The sequence below is a fragment of the Oscillibacter ruminantium GH1 genome (genome assembly GCF_000307265.1).
Classification (GTDB): domain Bacteria; phylum Bacillota; class Clostridia; order Oscillospirales; family Oscillospiraceae; genus Oscillibacter; species Oscillibacter ruminantium.
This window is the reverse complement of sequence record NZ_DF158901.1, coordinates 110479-128646: the sequence shown is the minus strand read 5'-3', so window position 1 is coordinate 128646 and position 18168 is coordinate 110479. Positions and strand designations below refer to the sequence as shown.

Here is an 18168-nt window from a genome sequence, read left to right as displayed (position 1 = left end):
TTACTTATCCGCTATTCACAGCTTATCATAATAAATTAAAAAGTACCGGCAACTGCTCCAAAAGAGCAATTGCCGGTACTTGTGTCATTCGGTCAAAATAGATGCAGACTTTCAGCGCACACATAAAGCAAACCGTCCCCCAAAATGTGAGTACGAGATTCTTGTCTAGCTTCAAGCCGGTGGCTTAACTGGGTATTTTGTGTTAATAAATTAATGCTCTATGCTGGCAGCATTGCTTTAAAGACCAATGCTTTTTATACTATGAAGTTTTTTGTAAGAGTTTCTGGAGCAGCCACGCAAATACTCCCCGATTCTCTGTCAATAGCTCAATAACGGCAATTGTGACAATTAATAACACTCCCCAAATAACTGACCATATAATCATTCTTTTACGGGCAAACTTTTCTGTATCCACCAAAAGTTTATCTTCTCCAAATGCCTCCTTAATTTCCGCTTCAGAGAGAATGTCACTATAGTTTTTCTTAAGTGCGGTATATGCCTGTTTTGTCTTCGTTAGTTTTAGATGAGCTTCGTAAAAGCAAATTCCCAAATAAACTATTGAGCCAATTATCACAAGTTCAAGAATGTAAATGGTATCCCTCGAAAAAATGTTATCCCATTTCTGTGTGGCACCGACCTTTGTTAAAACAACCGTAAAGAGAAACCCAAAGATCGCAATTAGATTAGCTTTGAATTTATTTAGAATTGCTACAGCATAATCCCCAACCTGTGCTACTACATCCCGAATGAACTTCGAAATATCTCGTTTTAAGTCAAGGTAGCGGTCAACATTATTTCTCAAGTAGAGGTTGTAATTCGTTTTAATTGAATCAAAGACTTTTTCATCTATATCAAGTAAGTTGGCATATTTGCAATGTAGACTAATAACATTGTGCGCAATGAGTGCCTTATCGGTAGGATTGCCATCTGTAAATATCCAAGTATAAATTTGAAGCCACTCAAAATTTTCATCAATTCCATCAAGCTGTAAGGAGTAAGACATAGTTCTCTGTCCGCTAATTTGAATGGCAAGCGATGTATCAATAATTGATGCAGATGAAGCTGTATATATTAATGAAAGAATGGTTGCAAGTTTTCCAAAAAGTTCTTTAAAGCACCCAGCGTTTTGTTCAATTCCATCAATTGCAAAGTCCTCCGGGATTATTTCATAGCTATTCATATTATAAAAATAGGCTGTTTCTTTACATATGCGTAGTCGTTGAATCCTATTCAATTTTGATCTGAACTCCGACTTCTCGTTAGATACAAATGCCAGCGTTCCAGTTGAGAACATGATGTCAAAGTCAAACACCTCAAATACAAGAAACTCTTGAGAGGTTAAAAGAGAAGAAAACCAACTAAGAATATCGACAAGGGAGTGACCAAGTAAATCATTTGAAAATGTTTCAAAATGAAATATTGAGAATTTATTTGATGATACGGTCTTGTCAATTTGAATTTTTACTTCGATACTATCGTCTGCTTCTAATCCATCAAGCAGCAAAGATAAATCAGGTAAATCTTTCTGCCGACTCGTAATTGGTATAATATCTCCACTGTCATTTCTGAAAGAAAGAGTCATTATATCTCTGCTAGGAACAAGAGCGCAGACAGATTGAATTAAGATTGTTTCAGGAAAACAACGAACGGAGGTTGTAAATGAAGCCTCTACCGTGTTCATACGTTCAGAGATGCTTATTTCGTCACACTGAAAAATACGTTTAATTTCCGAAAACAGTTTCATATTACAACTCCTTTCACACTTTTACTATTATATGTGTCAGTTCCTAATAACAGGACTTAGTAAGAACTTTCTATAAGTGTCCTCGTTATTTGTTCTAACTCGTATGTATCTCACTCCATTTTCTTCTACGGATTGTATCGTTCCTGATAAATCCTCTATGTCGCGAGTAACCTTTAAGTCGATACCATCATTGATAGGATAGACTTTTCTGATGCGAGCGTTAATGGCACTGTTGATAGCATTAAATTGGCGATCAAACTTTCTTTTTTCTGGCTGTTCTAAAAGCCTTTCTTTTATAAATTGTATTTTATCTGGCCGGAGTTCAGGATCTACGGGTTGATAATTACCCAAAACTGCATCAACCATTGTTGGGAAATCAATATGGTCATTGTTTTTGAGATATGAAACAAAGCCATTTCTAATGATCGTATGATCTGGACTGGAAATGCCACGGAAATTTTGATTCAGCGTTGCATCAATTGCTTTGAAAGCACGTGTCGTGTTAGATTCATCGCTATTCATCTCATCTAACTCCAAAAAATCATCGCTCCAATATTTGGCGATTGTATCTGAGTATATTTTAGCATGAAACTCGTTAGCAGTTAAGTCTACTAAATCAATCAGACACGATTTCCATATCGTCTTCTTGTCTTTTGAAAACCCCGTTTTAAAGGTGAAGTCAGCATCATCAACCCACTCGGAATGTTGCACCTTAGCTAGCAGGTAAACGTAGCTGTTAGCATCTTCATCAAAAAGCAATGCTTGGATTAGACTGCCTTTTTGAACATTTGTGAGAGTGCGTGCAATACGTTCTTGGGCGGCTACTTCCTTTAATAATAATCTATTTGCCATCCCATCCATTTTGGATGAAACCAATGTGGCATCCGTCTGATTTGCGCAAACAGTTAAAATGCTACCAATAACTTCGGTTGCATTTGATCGTGTCTTATATTCCCGAACGGAATCGTTGCTTCTGATGTGCTCTATCAACTCGGTTACATATGCCTCAAACGCTTCAGGAGTTTCTCTTGACAAAACTCGATGTTGCTCGTAATCAATTATCCGAATAGATTTTTGCGCAATTTGCATAGTGACTTCCTCCTTTTATGTTGAGATACGGTTATTACAATGCGGCTGTACTATTTTCAGCATTAACCTGTTTAATAAAAGTGCAAATATTCGAACTCCAGTGTTGCAAATTAGTTTCTGCATCGGCAAAGGAGGCCAAATGCGCTAAGATGTGTGGTCTATTCAATCGATATATAAAACACAAGATATCTTTTGCTGTACGTTGCTTTTCTTCCTTTGAGAGATGTGTAAAGAAAAATGTTTCAGGAGCACTCTGAATATTCTCGCAGAAATGGCTTTCTCCATTAAGAACCAGACGGTACATTAAATTCCGATAGTAATTCTTTGATGTTTCATCCGATAAGGTATCAAGAACCCCTTGGTCAAGGCTAACGTCTTCAATTCCTTTTTTATAGGAAAACGACGCAAACGCCTCTAATACCCTCCGCATCACGTTTCCAATAACCAAATCTAAGTCGTTATCGCTCGTATTGGTAGCATATTGATAAACCCTGCATAGTAGTTGGGTGTATTCGTTATGTTTTTTATAGCTAAATGGAACAACTTTTTTATTATCAAGATGATAGATATTAAACTCTGCGTTCACAGAGTTTTGCTCACAGTGTCTGGAGATTTCTTGAAGGGCTTTCTCCAAATCAAATACAACACTAATGTCGTGCGTCATAATAAATACTTTTGTTGTTGCACAACTTTCAAGAACTTGCTCTAACCTCCAGCGTAAAAAAGACAAAATACCAATTCGGTTTTCTATGTCAAAACTTGAAACAGGATCGTCGATCACCAAGAACACTTCATCCGAATATATCGTGGTTGCATCCATATTCCTTGATATCTCTGTAAAAAAGTAACAAAGGGCAAGAGCATTCCGTTCTCCACAGGAAACCTTGCTGGGTTCAACGGGATGACCGTTGACCTTAAGATGATACAATTGATCAGCGCCAAGTTCCAATGACAATCTATCTTTAGAAAAGAAAATATACTCAAGTGACTGATTAATTTTATCAGCTGCAATCTGAAAATTCTTCCGTAGAGAATCTAACTGTATTTTTTCACGTTCTTTAACAGATTTTTTATCCTTAATTGACTTTAACAGTGCATCAGCTTCAGCCTTTGCTTTGCGTTGAGCCTGAAGCTGGGTATAGTTGTCTAAGATAGTGTAATGAGCGAGCATATCATTCAATTTAAGTAGTGCTTTTTCAGTATCTTCTCGCTTTTGGATAGTATTGTTATAAGGTTCTATCTCAGCATTCAGTGTTGTTATTGCAAGAGTCAAAGCCTCAAAAGCTTTATTTAATCCAATTGAGCTAATATCGTAATTTAGAGGCTCAAAAGGGTTATCAGTCTTTTGCTGAATTATATTGTTGTGTGCTTCGATTGCTTTGTTGTAAGCGAGTATCATGTTTTGAGTCATGCTAAAAGTGGTGGGATTCAGAACGCTATAGCATTGGTAATTTGCAATATCTACTGTTGATTGCAATAATTTTTTCAGTTTGGCCTGAAAATCTTCTACTTCACGATTAAGAATATTTGTTATGTGCTGTAGAATTTCCGTTCTATAATCATCGCTAATTGTCTGCAAGCAATTAGGACAAACGATATTAGAACTGTTTGATAAAAATGTACGTGCAGACGTAATACCACCGACGTTAAAGATGCTCAGCAGTTCACATTCCCTTTGTGTTAACGATGGCCTTTGAACGACTTGGCTAAGCAATGATTGAGAATCGGCTTCAAGGTTAATCTCAATAGGAATCTGAGAAGCATGGCGAAGTTGATCTGAGCTTTGGCTTGTACTGATGAACAAGGCATAGTGGTTATCAAACTCTGCCTTTACCTCATCTTCGGTACCTGTTGGGATTATGACACCAATTCGGTCAATTAGAATTTCATTTACGGTGCTGTTTGTTTTGTTGCCTTTAATTTTTGAATCGGTTTCAGCCCAACCACTCTTCTGGCGAAGAATTGACGTTATCTGGGCCATCCAGTATGCGGGCGAAGTTACATTAGCTGATCTCGTATATTTTTCGCATTCTATATGCTGCGCACTTTCTTGTTCACGCAACTGCTCTATTTCTGCATCCACTGTTTCGATTTGTTGCGCAAGCTCAATCTGCTCGCCAAACAAAACAATTGATCCTAACCCGCTACCTTCAATTTTAATTTTTTCTTCTACATATTTTTCATCATATACCCAAAATTTCTCCCGGTCGCCAATCGTATGCTCGGAAGTTGTAATTTTTATATCTGATATATCAACAATGGGCTTCAATTCTATTGCTGGTGATGCTGGGGAGACAGAAGGACTGCAATATTCACGAAACCCTTGTGCAATGGTGCTCTTACCACTGCCGTTCTTGCCATACAACAGAGCTACGCGATTGCATTTTGACGGTTTACTGTGTACTGGGAAAATAGGCATATCAGTAGAACTGTTAAAAAAATCTGATTTAATGCGAATGCCGGTCATACTTTCAATTGCAGTAGCCATATCCATCCCTCCTGTCACACTCTAAATTCTGTACCCCAAACCATCGATTGCCTCATATGGCTTAGCCTGATAAAGATAACCCATCATTTGTTCTGATGCCTGATGCCCCCCATGACGTCACTTCAGCAACAAAAATATTCTAAACACTCAATCTATTAGATACATTAATCTGTTCTATTCTGTCTTATTCTTATTATATCGACCATCTTTGGGCTTCACCGAATCCTTGGGTATTGCCCAAGTAACCCCAAACCGAATAGCGCCCGGTATTTTTCCCTGTGCGCAAAGCACCTGTACCCGGCGTGGAGTGATTGCCCATTTTTCCGCTGCTTCTTTCGCTGTCATATAGTCCATTAAAACGTTCCTTTGCCGAATAAATATTGTATATATTATATATCGCAGCGGCGAATAAAGCAATCAGATTCGTGTAAATTATGGAAATATTCACAGTATTATGGTGAAACGAATTGAAAAATAGCAAAAAGTCTGCCCAAAGAGAAATGCCGCCAGCATTTGTGGCGGCTTCTCCTGCTATTTTTATTCACCCGGCAGCTCCTGTTCCATTTCCATATTTCCCTTAAAGGTAATCCGGATGCGGTCGGCAGGTAAGACCTCCACCTTGTTGATCACGGCCTTGACCACATCCTCCCGGTATTCTTTCAGGCTGAGATCGGTATGTTCCATCATGTAAAGCAGTTCGTGAATTCGGGCTTGTGTGTTTTGGGCGAGCATAGTCTGCTCTTGGTGTTCTCCAAGCTGCCCCTGCAGTTCCTTTATCTCCGCTGCGATTTCCTCAAACTTGGCATCGAAATAATCTGCACCAGCACTGGACTTGGAGCTGAGTTCCACCAAATCCATCATCACGCTCTGCAGCTCTGCGATACGGTTTTGGACCGCCGCTTCGTTGAAGCTGTCATCATCCTGCGTACCGATGGCAAGCTGTAGGCCTGCCTTGAGGGTTTCAATAACATCAGCCTTACAGCGGGGCGATTTCCCCAAAATTTCATCAGTCCAGAAACCACAAGGCGGCGTCAGATCGGCTCCGCCTTACAGAACCATGCCCAATTTTTTTACGAGAGAAAGTCGGAGTGGTGAGAGAGGGGACCCGCCGCAGCGGGGGGAGAGAGGCGAGGTGACTTTCTCCGTGAGCCGGCCCGGCAGGCCGGCGCTCTTTGGCTCGCCTCTCTCCCTTCTTTGTCCCGGTTTGGCCATCTACGCAGACAGCATTTAAAAAAAATTAAGGAGAAAAAAGTGAAGCGATGGAAACACTATTGACATGCTGCATACAATGTAATACAATGTATTACGCAATGAAAGGGGGCGAGAGCATGACTATCTCCTTGAGGCTGAATGAGGCGGATTCCATGCTTTTCAAGAAATACGCTGAAATGAACGGTATCACGATTTCCGAACTTGTACGGCAGTCTGTCGTTGAGCGTATTGAGGACGAATACGATTTGAAAGCCTATGAAAAAGCTATGGCCGAGTACAGAGCAAACCCGGCAACGTACTCTCTTGATGAAGCGGAAAGGGCGCTGGGCCTGTGATGAATTTTCACGTTGAACTGACCGGAGAGGCAATGAAGCAATTAAAAAAGCTGGATAAGCACACAGCGGCTCTTATCGTCGGATGGCTGAGAAAGAACCTTGAGGGATGCTCAGATCCGCGCCAGCATGGAAAAGGGCTTACCGCAAACAGAAGCGGCCAATGGCGGTACAGAGTGGGCGACTACCGCATACTTGCAGAGATACAGGATGAAAAAATTATCGTTCTGGTATTGAGTATAGGCCATCGGAGTGAGATCTATAAAAACTGACCCCTCTGAGCCGCCTCTATAATGGAGCGGCTTTTATTTTCCAAAATAGTGTTCCCAGAAGTGTTCCTATTTTTCAATTTTTGTTCCTATTAATTGCGTTTTTATGACTTGATTTGATATGAATTGATAATAGCAAAAATCCCTAGAGCCATTGCAGCTCTAGGGAAAAATGTGGTGATCCGGCAGGGATTCGAACGACCTTTTCTTTTGCGTATCTTCGGTAGAAAAGGAATGGTACACTAAACAGCAATTATAGCAACTGTCGCCTCCTTTTCGGGCGAAGACTTTTTAGGCAGGCGCTTTTTTGCAGGAGCCTTTTTCTTGGATGCGGCTTTCTGTTCAAGTAAAGTTCGCTTATTTTCTTCTGCAAGGCGGTTATTCCGCGCTGTTTCCGCAAGAGTTTGAATCAACTTCAGCTCATTGCTCATCCGTTTATTTATAGATGGGTTACTCAGATTAAGAAAAAATATAAAGGCTGAGGGATAAAGAAACTTTTTTGATCCATATTCCTTTAAAAACTTGACCGTCACGGTTGATGAATCCTGCGCAGTAATCGTCCCAGTTCCAAATTTCATATGATTTACCTGTTCATGTATGACATTCATTTTAACTTACCCCTCGATCCAATTTTATTTGTGCGGCCACATGTTCAGCTGCTTCATTTTTAGAGATGTTAAGCGCAGCAGCTAATTCTCCAAATAGAAGGTCTTCTCCGCGTCTCATATATTTCTCATCTACAGAACCAAATTTTCGCTGCATATGATCTGCAATTTGCTTTTTATCATAGATAGATATTGTCAGCCTTATTAGATCCAAACACTCATGTGTTTTCAGAAACGTCTCATAATGTTCGGAGAGTTGACTTAATTTGCAGTTATAATAGGCCTTTGTTGCAATTGTTGGAATCAGATCAAGCAGCCTATTTGCTTCGCCTTCTGAAATAATTGGGCGTATAAACACTTTTGTAATATTAACGGGAACCAAAATTATATAATTTTGCTGATATAGCGGCTTAAAAACATAGAAATTCACCTGATGATGTCTCTCTACTGTTCGTGTAGTAATACCTATCACCTTACATACACCGGTACTTTCGTAGAAGACCAGATCTCCAACTTGATACACTTCGCGTTACCTCCTAAGTTTGTCAATAACATTCATAAGCGAAAACCCCATAATAGGACGGTGACGCGAAACATAATCCTGTTCCGCGTCATCAGCCTGGCTGTTCTGTTATGCGATATGAACGTTAACTGCTCTGAATTTACGGCCATCTTTCGGGTCTTGTTCAATGTCAAAAGTTACCTTTTGTCCATCTTCAAGAGATTTGTAGCCGTTTGATGCAATCACTGAAAAATGAACGAATACGTCCTCTCCGCCATTGTCATTTGAAATAAATCCAAAGCCTTTCTCAGAATTAAACCACTTTACTGTACCACTATTCATTCGGTACCTCCTTAAATTGACTCAATATAAAATAAAATTCACACATTTTGCAGAACATCAAAACAATGTCTTACAAAATATGTGAATACAAAGAATTTATATTGAGCTTCCTTATTATAACATATTCAATTTCAATTGTCAACTTGTGATTCCAAAGAATTTAAAAGATAACCAAATGGAACTCCAGCTAATCACAATAAAAAAATTTTGGGCTTTTTCTATGAAGGCAGGGGTTCTGTTGATTCCTTATCTAATATGGGTGACATTTGCAGGATACTTAAATATTTCAATTTGCTTACTTAATAAGTAGAACTTGCTTAAGCCAAGACCTATCCAGAAATTTGTACTTTACCCATGTACTTTACCGTGTACTGTATAGAACCGTTTTTTTCAGGTCCGTTTAGTATTCCTGCGAAGATTCTCCAAGTTAGGGAAATACAAATTTATTACGTTTCTGAGCAAAAAAGTACCGTAAAATTACTTTAAAAGCAATTTTACGGTACTTTGGCGGAGAAGGAGGGATTTGAACCCTCGCTGCGGTTTTAGCCACACTACTCCCTTAGCAGGGGAGCCCCTTCGGCCACTTGGGTACTTCTCCATCTGTCAAGTTGTATCTCCTGTTGAAAATCAAAGAAAAATGTGGCGGAGAGAGTGGGATTCGAACCCACGGACACTTTCGCGTCGCCGGTTTTCAAGACCGGTTCCTTCAACCGCTCGGACATCTCTCCATCGGGAAAGGCATAAATCTCCCCAGAAGACCTGAATATCATAGCACAGCTGTGAGAAGTTTGTCAACAAGATTCTGAGAAAAGTCTGACTTTCCGTCGGCGCACCACGCCAAATCCTCGTGCCTTGTTAAAAGCGCGCGGGCTTTTGCCGCGCAGCGAGAACCGCTAAAGCCGCATGAAAAGCCGAGGCTTCGAAACAGTAATCCGTCTGCGCCGGAAAGAGTCGGCACGGAGCGGCACTTGCAGATGTACCGCAAGAACGCCGCGCGGAAATTATCAATTGTTCTAATCGGTTTTTGAAAAAACGTGCAATTGTGTTTGCGGGAGAGTACAAGCCCTTTCATTCCAAACTTGCAAAGAGAAATTGGAGAACTGCACAAAAACCACAAAAGCAAGTCGTCGAATACGACAAATTTATTTTAAGTTGCTAAAAAAGCGTTGACAAACCGGTTTCATAAAATTAGAATAGGGCGGAGTTCAGAATGGATAAGGAGCGATGAAATGCCGGGAAAAGGAGAACAACAGGAAAAGCGCGTGACCATTGATCAAGTGGCGGCGCAGGCCGGCGTTTCTAAAACGACGGTTTCCCGATACCTAAACCAGCGGTACGACGCTCTTTCCGAAGACACCCGGCAGCGTATCCACCAGGTGATTGAGGAACTCAACTACCGGCCCAATCGCATTGCCCAGAGTTTGAAGGCGCGAAACAGCCGCATGCTGGGGTGTCTGGTCAGTGATATTTCCAGCCCCTTTTCGTCCATCATCGTCAAGGGCATCAACAGTGTGTGTACACAGGCGGGTTACCAGCTTTTGCTGGTGGACAGCGAGGACGACCCGGAACGGGAACGCACCGGTATTCAGGATCTTCTGGAAAATCAGGTGGACGGCCTGATCGTTAACACCACCGGGCAGAACGATGAGTATCTGCTCTCCCTGTATCAAAAGGGCATTCCTCTCGTATTGGCGGATCGGTGTCTGTCGGCTGCGGGGATGATTGATACTGTGGCCACCGAAAACTATCACGTCACCTATCAGTGCATCACCTATCTGCGGGGGCTGGGGTACGAACAGGTTGCGTTTTTTACGCAGGGCAACCGCAATGTCGCGCCCCGAATTCTTCGGTTTCAAGCATATTGCGACGCGATGCGGGAGAATTTTCATCTCGCGGGCGAAGAGCGCCTGTATCAATTTCAACTGGATAGCACGGCGGACTGCGTGGAAAAACTTCGGGCCTATCAGGCACGATACCCCGGTCAGCGTCTGGCGGTGTTTGCCGTCAACGGCGTAGCCATGCTCCATATGCTGCAAGGCATTCAGCAGGCGGGCATCTGCATCGGCAAGGATTTTGGTGTTTGTGGATTCGACGACTGGGGCTGGGCCGATTTGATCCCCCCCGGAATCACCACGATTACGCAGGATTCTTGGGAAGTAGGTCGTCGCTCTGCGGAGCTTTTGCTCAAGCGTATTCAAGGCACAGGCCCAGTGGGGCCGGTCTACGAAGAGCTGCCGAACCGGCTGATTATTCGTGGTTCCACAGTTTCCGGCTAATACTTTTCGGCTTAAGAGGTCGGAAGTCTTTCTTTTGGAGAAAAATGAAATCGGTTTCATGAAACGGTTTCATAAGCAAATCTCCTTTTTTACCCATTGATCTGGGATGAACAAAGGTTGTTTCCGGCAAACGTCGGTACAATATAAATAGGCAAGATCCAAAATTTAAGGAGGAAAAGAGTATGTTCAGCAAAAAATCCGCTCTTGCAACATTATTGGCAGGCACCATGGCGCTTTCTCTTGCCGCATGTGGCAGCAGCAACGCCGCCGGCAGTGCCGCGGCATCCGGCAGTGGTGCCACGGCCTCGTCTGCCGCAGCCACAGATGGCGCGAAGATCGGCCAGACCGTTCTCAAGTGCTCCTTCAACCAGTCTATCGACAACCCCGAGGCACAGACGGTAGTGGAGTTGAGCGACAAGCTCTATGACGCCACCGAGGGCCGCTATTCCATCGAGGTATATCCCAACGAGCAGCTGGGCCCCCAGAAGGAATCTCTGGAGCTGGTTGAAACCGGCGCTGTGGAAATGGCCGTCGTCGCCAACTCTCTGGTTGAGAACGTGAACTCCGACTTTGCCATTATCGGCTGCCCCTATGTATACGACAGCGTTGACCACCAGCAGAAGGTGTTCCAGTCCGGCGCGCTGGACGAGCTGTATGCCACCACGGAGTCTTCCGGCTTTACCGTGCTGGCTGCTTACAGCCTCGGGCCCCGTTGCGTGTATGGCAAAAAGCCCGTCACCTCTCCCGCCGACTTGGCCGGTATGAAGATCCGCGTCATGCAGTCCGACACCATGGTTCAGATGATGAACAACATGGGCGGCGTGGGCACTCCCATGGGTCAGGGCGATGTGTACTCCGCGATTCAGGCCGGTACTCTGGACGGTGCTGAAAACAACATCATTACTTACACGGATTTGAAGCAGTATGAGGTTGCTCCCTATTTCTCTGAGACCAACCACCTGATGATTCCCGATGAACTGATTATCAACACCAACCTGCTTAAGGGTATGAGCGAGGCTGACCAGAAGGCTCTGAAGGAAGTCGCCACCGAATCTGTCAACACCATGTTCACCCTGTCTGCGCAGCTGCGCGACGAGTACTATGCCAAGTGCGAGAACGAGCTGGGCGTCACCATTACCAAGGTTGACATCGCTCCCTTCCAGGAAAACCTCAAGGACTTCATTCAGGAAGTCGCCAATCGCAGCGATATGACCAAGGCCATCTACACCGCTATTCAGGAGCAGCGGTAATTTCAAGCGATTTTTCGCAGAAACGGAGGCCCGCAGGTTCTGCGGGCCTCCCCTACTAAAAGGATCAAACCCCATTCCCATTTACGTTGGTCGCTTTGGCGATCTCGTCCATTATGAAAGAGAGGGAACCTTTCTTATGCAAATACTTTCGACCGTTAAGCGCGGCATCGACAAAATCATGGAGTGGTGCTGCATCATCATTCTGGCGATCATGACCGTTTTGGTGACCTATCAGGTCATCACCCGCTACTGCTTTAACAAGCCCAGCGCAATTTCCGAAACGCTTGCTCAATACCTGTTTGTCTGGATGATTATGTTTGGCAGCGCCTATGTGTTTGGTCTGCGGGAGCATCTGGACATCACGGTTCTGAAGGATCGCATGAATCCGCCGGTCCGTCTGGCCGTGGAGATTCTGACGAATCTCACACTGCTGGTTTTCGCCGGTGCAGTCATGATCCACGGCGGCCTGAAGGGCGCCCTGAATCAGATGGGTACCGTGGACGCCGCGCTGCAGATCCCCATGGGTGTGATCTACATCGCCGTGCCGTTCTGCGGCGTCATTACCCTGTTTTACGCTGTCTATAACTGCGTTCTCGCAGTGCAGGAATACAAAAATCACACGGCCCGGTCCAGCGATGGCACCGCCGGCACGATGTAAGGAGGCGGAGAAATGATGAGTCAAGCTGCATTAGCCGGCCTAATTATGGTGATCGGCATCGTGATCACTTTGGCACTGGGCTTTCCCATCGGTCTGAGCATCGGTGCAAGCTCCGCCGCCTCTATTCTGGTCATTCTCCCCTTCGATCAGGCAATGATCACTGCGGCGCAGCGGTTTTTTACCGGCGCGAATTCCTTCTCCCTGCTGGCAATTCCCTTCTTTGTGCTGGCAGGCAACATTATGAATAACGGCGGCATCGCCAAGCGGCTGATTGGCTGCGCCCGGTTGGTAGCCCACCGGCTGCCCGGCGATCTGGCTCAGACCAACATTGTCGCCAATATGCTCTTCGGCGCCATCTCCGGTTCCGGCGTGGCCGCCGCCTCTGCTATGGGCAGCATTCTGCGCCCCATGGAAGAAGAAGAGGGTTATGCCAGCGAGTTTTCCGCCGCTGTGAACATTGCTTCCGGCCCGACCGGCATGATGATTCCCCCCAGCAACATCATGATCGTCTATTCCACCGTGGCGGGTTCCGTGTCCATTGCCGCGCTGTTCATGGCCGGTTATGTGCCGGGTATCCTGTGGGGCATCGGCTGCATGATCCTCACCGCCATTATGGCGAAAAAGCGGGGATACATCAGCAAGGAGCACTACTCCCTGTCCACCACGCTGAAAGTCTTGTGGCAGGGCATCCCCAGCCTGCTGCTGATCGTCATCGTCATCGGTGGTATTCTCAAGGGTATTTTCACCGCCACAGAAGGCTCCGCCATCGCCGTGGTGTACTCTCTGGTTCTGGGCGTGATCTACCGCAATATCAAGTTCAAGGATCTGCCCAAGATTCTGCTCAGCTCTGTGAAGACCACGGCCGTGGTGGAGTTCTTGGTCTGCGTGTCCTCCATCATGAGCTGGGTCATGTCCTTTGCAAAGATTCCCCAGATGATCGCCAACGGAATGCTGGGTCTGAGCCACAACCCTATTGTCATTCTGCTCATCATGAATCTGATTCTGCTGATTGTGGGTACGTTTATGGACCCCACTCCCGCCGTTTTGATCTTCACTCCGATTTTCCTGCCCATCGTCCAGAGCTTCGGTATGACTACGGTCCACTTCGGTCTGATGATGGTCATGAACCTGTGCGTCGGCACCATCACTCCTCCGGTGGGCGCAATTCTGTTCGCCGGATGCAAAATCGGTAATGTCAAGATCGAGCAGGTCATCCGAATGCTTCTGCCGTTCTTCGGCGTCGTGATCGTAGCGCTGCTGTTTGTCACGTTTATTCCCGCGCTGTCCATGGCTCTGCCCACCGCGCTGGGTTTGACCGCTGCTCCGGCCAGCATGCTCTTTGTGGGTGCGTAAGCTCTTTGAGGAAGGATATCATCTGAAATGAACGAGAATCCAAAAATTATCATCTGCGACTGCGACCACAACAACGTGGACGTGGAGGCAGGCACATTTACAGCCGCTGGGCAGGACTTCAAGTGGCTCCACTGCCAGACCCAGCAGGAGGTTATTGACCAGTGTCAGGGCGCGGTGTGCTTTTTGAACCAGTACGCCCGGATGGACGAGGTCATCTTCAAAGCCATCCCCACCCTGAAATTGATTGTACGGTACGGCGTGGGCGTGGACAACGTGAATCTGGCCGACGCCACTAAATACGGCGTGCAGGTATGCAACGTGCCGGACTACGGCATGAACGAGGTGGCCGATCAGGCCATGGCGCTGATGCTGAGCGTGGTACGCAAGACTTGGCTGCTGGGAAACCGGGTTCAGGCCGGTGCATGGGACTACGCCGAGTCCATTCCTGTGCGGCGGCTGTCCACCCTGACGGTGGGCATTGTGGGAACCGGGCGCATCGGCTCGGAATTTGCAAAGCGCCTGCGGCCCTTCGGCTGTAAAATCATTGCCTTTGACACCGGTTATCCCCAGCCCAGCCGCCACTTCCCCGCGAACATCGAATATTGCAGCTTCTTGGAGGACCTGTTGAGCCAATCCGACGTGGTGTCCCTGCACTGTTCGCTCAATGCGGACAACCAGTGCATGATGAACGAAAAGACCTTTGCTCAGATGAAGGACGGGTCCTATTTTATCAACGTTTCCCGGGGCGGTCTGGTGGACGAGGCCGCGCTGGACGCGGCGCTCGACTCCGGTAAGCTGGCCGGCGCAGGCATCGACGTGGTGACCACAGAGCCGCTGGATCGGACCAGTCCCTTGTTCCGCCACCCCAACCTGCTTATCACGCCCCACATGGCTTGGTACTCTGAGGAGGCCGCTCTGGAGCTTAAGCGCAAGTGCGCGGAGGAGGCCGTCCGCTTCCTGAACGGCGAATCCCCCCGCTATCCTGTTAACACCCTTTAAATCTGGCTTTTCTGGAGGCAATTTTAATGAGAGCGATCATATACGAAGGCGCGAATCAAATCGCGGTAAAAGAAGTCCCCACGCCCCAGCCCAAAGAGGGCTGGGCGCTGGTGAAGGTGTCCCACGCGGGCATCTGCGGCACGGACGTGAATATCTATTCCGGCTTCCACCCCCGGGCAGCGGCTCCGCTGGTAATGGGGCACGAGTTCTCCGGCACACTGGAGAGCGACGGCGTTCCCGGCGTGGCAAAGGGGATGCGGGTAACCGTGTATCCCCTGCTGTCCTGCGGCCGCTGCATGCCTTGCCAAGAGGGCAACGCCCATGTGTGCAACACGCTGGGCCTGCTGGGCATCGACTGCGACGGCGGCTTCGGCGAATATGTGCAGGTTCCTGTGGAGAGCATCATCCCGCTGGAGGACCGGGTGTCCTTTAAGATGGGCGCGCTGGTGGAGCCGGTGGCCGTTTGTGTCCATGCGCTGCGGGAACGGGGTTTTACCCCCGGCGATAACGCGCTGGTCATCGGCTGTGGAGCCATTGGCCTTTGCACCGCGCTGACGCTGCGGGTATTCGGCGCGTCCTCCGTGTTACTGTTTGAAAATGATCCCTTCCGCGCCGAGCTTGCTCGAAGCATGGGCTTCGAGGTCGTATCCACCGCGGGAATGGACGTGGAAGAATACTGTAAGTCCCGCACCGGCGGAAACGGATTCGACTGGGTGATGGACTGCGCGGGCGTGCAGCCGGTGGCCAACATGCTGTTGGACGCGGTGAAGGTACACGGTCACATTCTCATCATTGCCTCCTACCCCAAGCCCGCCAGTATGCCCTTCATCAAGGGTATGTTCAAGGAAATCACCATTGAGTTTACCCGGGTCTATCGGCGGAAGGATTTCGCCGTGGCGGCGCAGATTGTGGCCGCAGACCCGAATTTTGAAAAGGTCGTCACCCATGTTCTGCCCGTCCAAGACGCGCAGAAGGGCTTCGATCTGGCCATGACCAAAGGCTCCAACGCTATCAAGGTCATGTTTACGTTTGAATGAGGAGGGAGCCATATGACTTCTCTGTTTGATCTCTCCGGCAAGCGGGCGCTGGTTACCGGAGGCGGCCGGGGTCTGGGTCTGGGCATGGCCACGGGCCTTGCCGAGGCCGGAGCCAAAGTCGTAATCATCGGTTCCAGCGCCGCAGCGGAAAAAAGCGCACAGGCGCTGCGGGAAAAGGGGCTGGACGTAACCGGTCTGCGGGGCGACCTCTCCGACCGGGACGGGCTTCCCGTACTGTTCGATCAGGCGGTGGCTCTGTTGGGCGGCGGCATCGATATTCTGCTAAACAACGCAGGCGTTCAGCGCCGCAACCACTGCGAGGACTTTACGCTGGAGGACTGGGACACGGTTTTGAACGTGAACCTTTCCACCGTGTTTGTTCTGTGCCAGCTGGCAGGCCGAAAAATGCTGGCGCAGGGCGGTGGAAAAATCATCAACATGGCCTCCATGCTCAGCTTTTTCGGCGGCTTCACCGTCCCGGCCTATGCGGCCAGCAAGGGCGGCGTGGCCCAGCTGACCAAGGCGCTGAGCAATGAGTGGGCCGGAAAGAATATTCAGGTCAATGCCATTGCCCCCGGCTATATGGACACCGAGATGAACACCGCTCTGGTGAACGACGAGGGGCGCAACGCGGAAATTTTGGGCCGCATCCCCGCCCACCGCTGGGGCAGGCCCGAGGATATGAAGGGACTGGCGGTCTTTTTGGCCAGCCATGCCTCCGACTATATCACCGGCGCCGTCATTCCCGTGGACGGCGGCTATCTGGCGAAATAAGAAAGGAAATCGCTATGAATGTAAAAGAGCTGGGCTTTGAACTGGCCCATGTGGGTATTAATCAGGAAAACGCCGTCGAGGCGAAAGCCACCGCAGATCTGCTGTGCGACCTTTTCGGCTTCTCCCCGCGGGAAACCGAGGGTTCCTTCTTCACCGATGAGTATTTTGAAGTGATGAAGTCGGAATTTCTGGGCCGTCTGGGCCATGTGGCTATCCGCACCGTTGACACTGAAAAGGCCATGGCCTATCTCATGACCAAGGGCATCGCCTTTGACGAAAGCACCGCGGGCCGCGGCCCCGACGGAAAAATCCGCGTGATCTACTTCGCAAAGGATATCGCGGGCTTTCGCTTCCATTTGACACAAAAAGCATAAGGAGGATATCATGGATATTCGTTATTCCGCCAACCAGCGGGACGTGAAGCGCTATACCACCGAGGAGCTGCGAAACGAGTTCCTCATTGAAAATCTCTACCAGCCCGATCAGGTCACCGCCGTTTACTCCCATGTGGACCGGATGGTGGTGCTGGGCATTCTGCCGGTGAACAAGACCGTTCCCATCGATCAGGGCATCGACGTGTGGGCCAATTTCGGCACGCACTACTTTCTGGAGCGCCGGGAGGCGGGCGTCTTCAATCTCGGTGGCCCCGGTGTAATCGAGGCCGACGGCGCGCAGTATGAACTGGGCTTTGAAGACTGCCTGTACATTACCAAGGAGACGAAGTCCGTCACCTTCACCAGCAAGGACTCCCAGAATCCCGCCCGGTTCTATCTGGTGTCCGCTCCCGCTCACAAGGTCTGCAAAACCACCTTTATCTCCATGAAGGACGCCAACAAGCGTCCCTGCGGAGCCGCAGAGACTTCTAACAAGCGGGTCATCAACCAGTTTATCCACCCCGACGTGCTGGAAACCTGCCAACTGTCCATGGGTCTGACCCAGCTGGAGCCGGGTTCTGTCTGGAACTCCATGCCCGCCCACACCCATGAGCGCCGGATGGAGGTCTACACCTATTTTAATATTCCCGAAGGCAATGTGGTGTTCCACATGATGGGCCAGCCGCAGGAAACCCGCCATCTGGTGATGCAGAATTTTGACGCGGTGATCTCCCCTTCCTGGTCGCTTCACTGTGGCTGCGGCACCAGCAACTATACGTTTATCTGGGCCATGGGCGGCGAAAATCAGGCCTTTGACGACATGGATAACATTAATATTCCAGATATGCGCTGAGAGAGAAGGAT

The 18168-nt window shown here is 47.7% G+C and carries 20 protein-coding genes and 2 tRNA genes; 12 read left to right on the top strand and 10 right to left on the bottom strand.

What is annotated here, in order from left to right:
* Window positions 1–259 precede the first annotated feature (259 nt).
* From ON16_RS14310 to ON16_RS14290, 5 genes are all read right to left on the bottom strand, one after another.
* Window positions 260–1744, bottom strand: coding sequence for a hypothetical protein (locus tag ON16_RS14310; protein ID WP_040664093.1), 1485 nt, complete (start codon window positions 1742–1744; stop codon window positions 260–262).
* Between the two features lie 36 nt (window positions 1745–1780).
* Entirely contained in the window at window positions 1781–2833 is a 1053-nt protein-coding gene (locus tag ON16_RS14305; RefSeq protein WP_040664090.1) for a nucleoid-associated protein, read from the bottom strand.
* A 34-nt stretch (window positions 2834–2867) separates the two neighbouring features.
* The gene (locus tag ON16_RS14300) at window positions 2868–5321 is read right to left on the bottom strand and encodes an AAA family ATPase (RefSeq protein ID WP_040664087.1); all 2454 of its coding nucleotides are present in this window, start codon (window positions 5319–5321) and stop codon (window positions 2868–2870) included.
* Window positions 5322–5495: 174 nt separating this feature from the next.
* Entirely contained in the window at window positions 5496–5675 is a 180-nt protein-coding gene (locus tag ON16_RS14295; RefSeq protein ID WP_040664085.1) for a helix-turn-helix domain-containing protein, read from the bottom strand.
* Window positions 5676–5858: 183 nt separating this feature from the next.
* Window positions 5859–6320, bottom strand: coding sequence for a hypothetical protein (locus tag ON16_RS14290; RefSeq protein WP_040664082.1), 462 nt, complete (start codon window positions 6318–6320; stop codon window positions 5859–5861).
* 329 nt (window positions 6321–6649) lie between these two features.
* Here ON16_RS14290 and relB point away from each other — a divergent pair, with 329 nt between their 5' ends.
* Both relB and ON16_RS14280 read left to right on the top strand, forming a co-directional pair.
* Window positions 6650–6868, top strand: a complete 219-nt coding sequence (gene relB, locus ON16_RS14285) for a type II toxin-antitoxin system RelB family antitoxin (RefSeq protein ID WP_040664313.1) — start codon at window positions 6650–6652, stop codon at window positions 6866–6868.
* The gene (locus tag ON16_RS14280) at window positions 6868–7137 is read left to right on the top strand and encodes a type II toxin-antitoxin system RelE family toxin (RefSeq protein ID WP_040664080.1); all 270 of its coding nucleotides are present in this window, start codon (window positions 6868–6870) and stop codon (window positions 7135–7137) included. Before relB ends, ON16_RS14280 begins: the two co-directional genes overlap by 1 nt.
* Before the next feature lie 239 nt (window positions 7138–7376).
* Here the strand turns inward: ON16_RS14280 and ON16_RS15190 are convergent, their stop codons facing one another.
* The 3 genes from ON16_RS15190 to ON16_RS14265 all read right to left on the bottom strand — a co-directional run bounded on the left by ON16_RS15190 (window position 7377) and on the right by ON16_RS14265 (window position 8583).
* A complete protein-coding gene (locus ON16_RS15190) occupies window positions 7377–7742 on the bottom strand; it encodes a hypothetical protein (protein WP_051131801.1) in 366 nt (121 codons plus the stop codon).
* A 1-nt stretch (window position 7743) separates the two neighbouring features.
* Window positions 7744–8262: a CarD family transcriptional regulator gene (locus ON16_RS14270; RefSeq protein WP_040664077.1), complete on the bottom strand. Its 519-nt coding sequence runs from the start codon at window positions 8260–8262 to the stop codon at window positions 7744–7746.
* Between the two features lie 108 nt (window positions 8263–8370).
* Window positions 8371–8583 (bottom strand): cold-shock protein, encoded by a 213-nt coding sequence (locus tag ON16_RS14265; protein ID WP_040664074.1) that lies wholly within the window; start codon window positions 8581–8583, stop codon window positions 8371–8373.
* 175 nt (window positions 8584–8758) lie between these two features.
* Here ON16_RS14265 and ON16_RS16375 point away from each other — a divergent pair, with 175 nt between their 5' ends.
* Window positions 8759–8893 carry a tryptophan-rich sensory protein gene (locus tag ON16_RS16375; RefSeq protein WP_081579730.1) on the top strand — a complete coding sequence of 45 codons (135 nt, stop codon included), beginning with the start codon at window positions 8759–8761 and terminating at the stop codon, window positions 8891–8893.
* A 195-nt stretch (window positions 8894–9088) separates the two neighbouring features.
* Here the strand turns inward: ON16_RS16375 and ON16_RS14260 are convergent.
* Both ON16_RS14260 and ON16_RS14255 read right to left on the bottom strand, forming a co-directional pair.
* A tRNA-Ser gene (locus ON16_RS14260) sits at window positions 9089–9181 on the bottom strand.
* Between the two features lie 42 nt (window positions 9182–9223).
* Window positions 9224–9311 (bottom strand) — tRNA-Ser (locus ON16_RS14255).
* Between the two features lie 501 nt (window positions 9312–9812).
* Here ON16_RS14255 and ON16_RS14250 point away from each other — a divergent pair.
* From ON16_RS14250 to kduI, 9 genes are all read left to right on the top strand, one after another.
* Complete coding sequence (locus tag ON16_RS14250; RefSeq protein WP_040664072.1) at window positions 9813–10859, top strand: LacI family DNA-binding transcriptional regulator; 1047 nt, start codon at window positions 9813–9815, stop codon at window positions 10857–10859.
* Window positions 10860–11041: 182 nt separating this feature from the next.
* Window positions 11042–12109 (top strand): TRAP transporter substrate-binding protein, encoded by a 1068-nt coding sequence (locus tag ON16_RS14245; protein ID WP_040664070.1) that lies wholly within the window; start codon window positions 11042–11044, stop codon window positions 12107–12109.
* A gap of 136 nt (window positions 12110–12245) precedes the next feature.
* Complete coding sequence (locus tag ON16_RS14240) at window positions 12246–12767, top strand: TRAP transporter small permease (RefSeq protein WP_040664068.1); 522 nt, start codon at window positions 12246–12248, stop codon at window positions 12765–12767.
* Between the two features lie 15 nt (window positions 12768–12782).
* Window positions 12783–14120, top strand: coding sequence for a TRAP transporter large permease (locus tag ON16_RS14235; RefSeq protein ID WP_040664307.1), 1338 nt, complete (start codon window positions 12783–12785; stop codon window positions 14118–14120).
* A 27-nt stretch (window positions 14121–14147) separates the two neighbouring features.
* Complete coding sequence (locus ON16_RS14230) at window positions 14148–15119, top strand: C-terminal binding protein (protein WP_040664066.1); 972 nt, start codon at window positions 14148–14150, stop codon at window positions 15117–15119.
* Between the two features lie 26 nt (window positions 15120–15145).
* Window positions 15146–16156, top strand: a complete 1011-nt coding sequence (locus ON16_RS14225; protein WP_040664064.1) for a zinc-dependent alcohol dehydrogenase — start codon at window positions 15146–15148, stop codon at window positions 16154–16156.
* Between the two features lie 12 nt (window positions 16157–16168).
* Entirely contained in the window at window positions 16169–16930 is a 762-nt protein-coding gene (locus ON16_RS14220) for a glucose 1-dehydrogenase (RefSeq protein WP_040664062.1), read from the top strand.
* Window positions 16931–16944: 14 nt separating this feature from the next.
* Entirely contained in the window at window positions 16945–17304 is a 360-nt protein-coding gene (locus ON16_RS14215) for a VOC family protein (RefSeq protein ID WP_040664060.1), read from the top strand.
* 10 nt (window positions 17305–17314) lie between these two features.
* Window positions 17315–18157 carry a 5-dehydro-4-deoxy-D-glucuronate isomerase gene (gene kduI, locus ON16_RS15700; RefSeq protein ID WP_040664058.1) on the top strand — a complete coding sequence of 281 codons (843 nt, stop codon included), beginning with the start codon at window positions 17315–17317 and terminating at the stop codon, window positions 18155–18157.
* Window positions 18158–18168 lie beyond the last annotated feature (11 nt).

Bases quoted from the DNA above. Each gene is read 5' to 3' on its own strand.
- ON16_RS14310 (WP_040664093.1), bottom strand. From the start codon at position 1,744: ATGAAACTGTTTTCGGAAATTAAACGTATTTTTCAGTGTGACGAAATA.
- ON16_RS14305 (WP_040664090.1), bottom strand. From the start codon at position 2,833: ATGCAAATTGCGCAAAAATCTATTCGGATAATTGATTACGAGCAACAT.
- ON16_RS14300 (WP_040664087.1), bottom strand. From the start codon at position 5,321: ATGGCTACTGCAATTGAAAGTATGACCGGCATTCGCATTAAATCAGAT.
- ON16_RS14295 (WP_040664085.1), bottom strand. From the start codon at position 5,675: ATGGACTATATGACAGCGAAAGAAGCAGCGGAAAAATGGGCAATCACT.
- relB (WP_040664313.1), top strand. From the start codon at position 6,650: ATGACTATCTCCTTGAGGCTGAATGAGGCGGATTCCATGCTTTTCAAG.
- ON16_RS14280 (WP_040664080.1), top strand. From the start codon at position 6,868: ATGAATTTTCACGTTGAACTGACCGGAGAGGCAATGAAGCAATTAAAA.
- ON16_RS15190 (WP_051131801.1), bottom strand. From the start codon at position 7,742: ATGAATGTCATACATGAACAGGTAAATCATATGAAATTTGGAACTGGG.
- ON16_RS14265 (WP_040664074.1), bottom strand. From the start codon at position 8,583: ATGAATAGTGGTACAGTAAAGTGGTTTAATTCTGAGAAAGGCTTTGGA.
- ON16_RS16375 (WP_081579730.1), top strand. From the start codon at position 8,759: ATGGAACTCCAGCTAATCACAATAAAAAAATTTTGGGCTTTTTCTATG.
- ON16_RS14250 (WP_040664072.1), top strand. From the start codon at position 9,813: ATGCCGGGAAAAGGAGAACAACAGGAAAAGCGCGTGACCATTGATCAA.
- ON16_RS14245 (WP_040664070.1), top strand. From the start codon at position 11,042: ATGTTCAGCAAAAAATCCGCTCTTGCAACATTATTGGCAGGCACCATG.
- ON16_RS14240 (WP_040664068.1), top strand. From the start codon at position 12,246: ATGCAAATACTTTCGACCGTTAAGCGCGGCATCGACAAAATCATGGAG.
- ON16_RS14235 (WP_040664307.1), top strand. From the start codon at position 12,783: ATGAGTCAAGCTGCATTAGCCGGCCTAATTATGGTGATCGGCATCGTG.
- ON16_RS14230 (WP_040664066.1), top strand. From the start codon at position 14,148: ATGAACGAGAATCCAAAAATTATCATCTGCGACTGCGACCACAACAAC.
- ON16_RS14225 (WP_040664064.1), top strand. From the start codon at position 15,146: ATGAGAGCGATCATATACGAAGGCGCGAATCAAATCGCGGTAAAAGAA.
- ON16_RS14220 (WP_040664062.1), top strand. From the start codon at position 16,169: ATGACTTCTCTGTTTGATCTCTCCGGCAAGCGGGCGCTGGTTACCGGA.
- ON16_RS14215 (WP_040664060.1), top strand. From the start codon at position 16,945: ATGAATGTAAAAGAGCTGGGCTTTGAACTGGCCCATGTGGGTATTAAT.
- kduI (WP_040664058.1), top strand. From the start codon at position 17,315: ATGGATATTCGTTATTCCGCCAACCAGCGGGACGTGAAGCGCTATACC.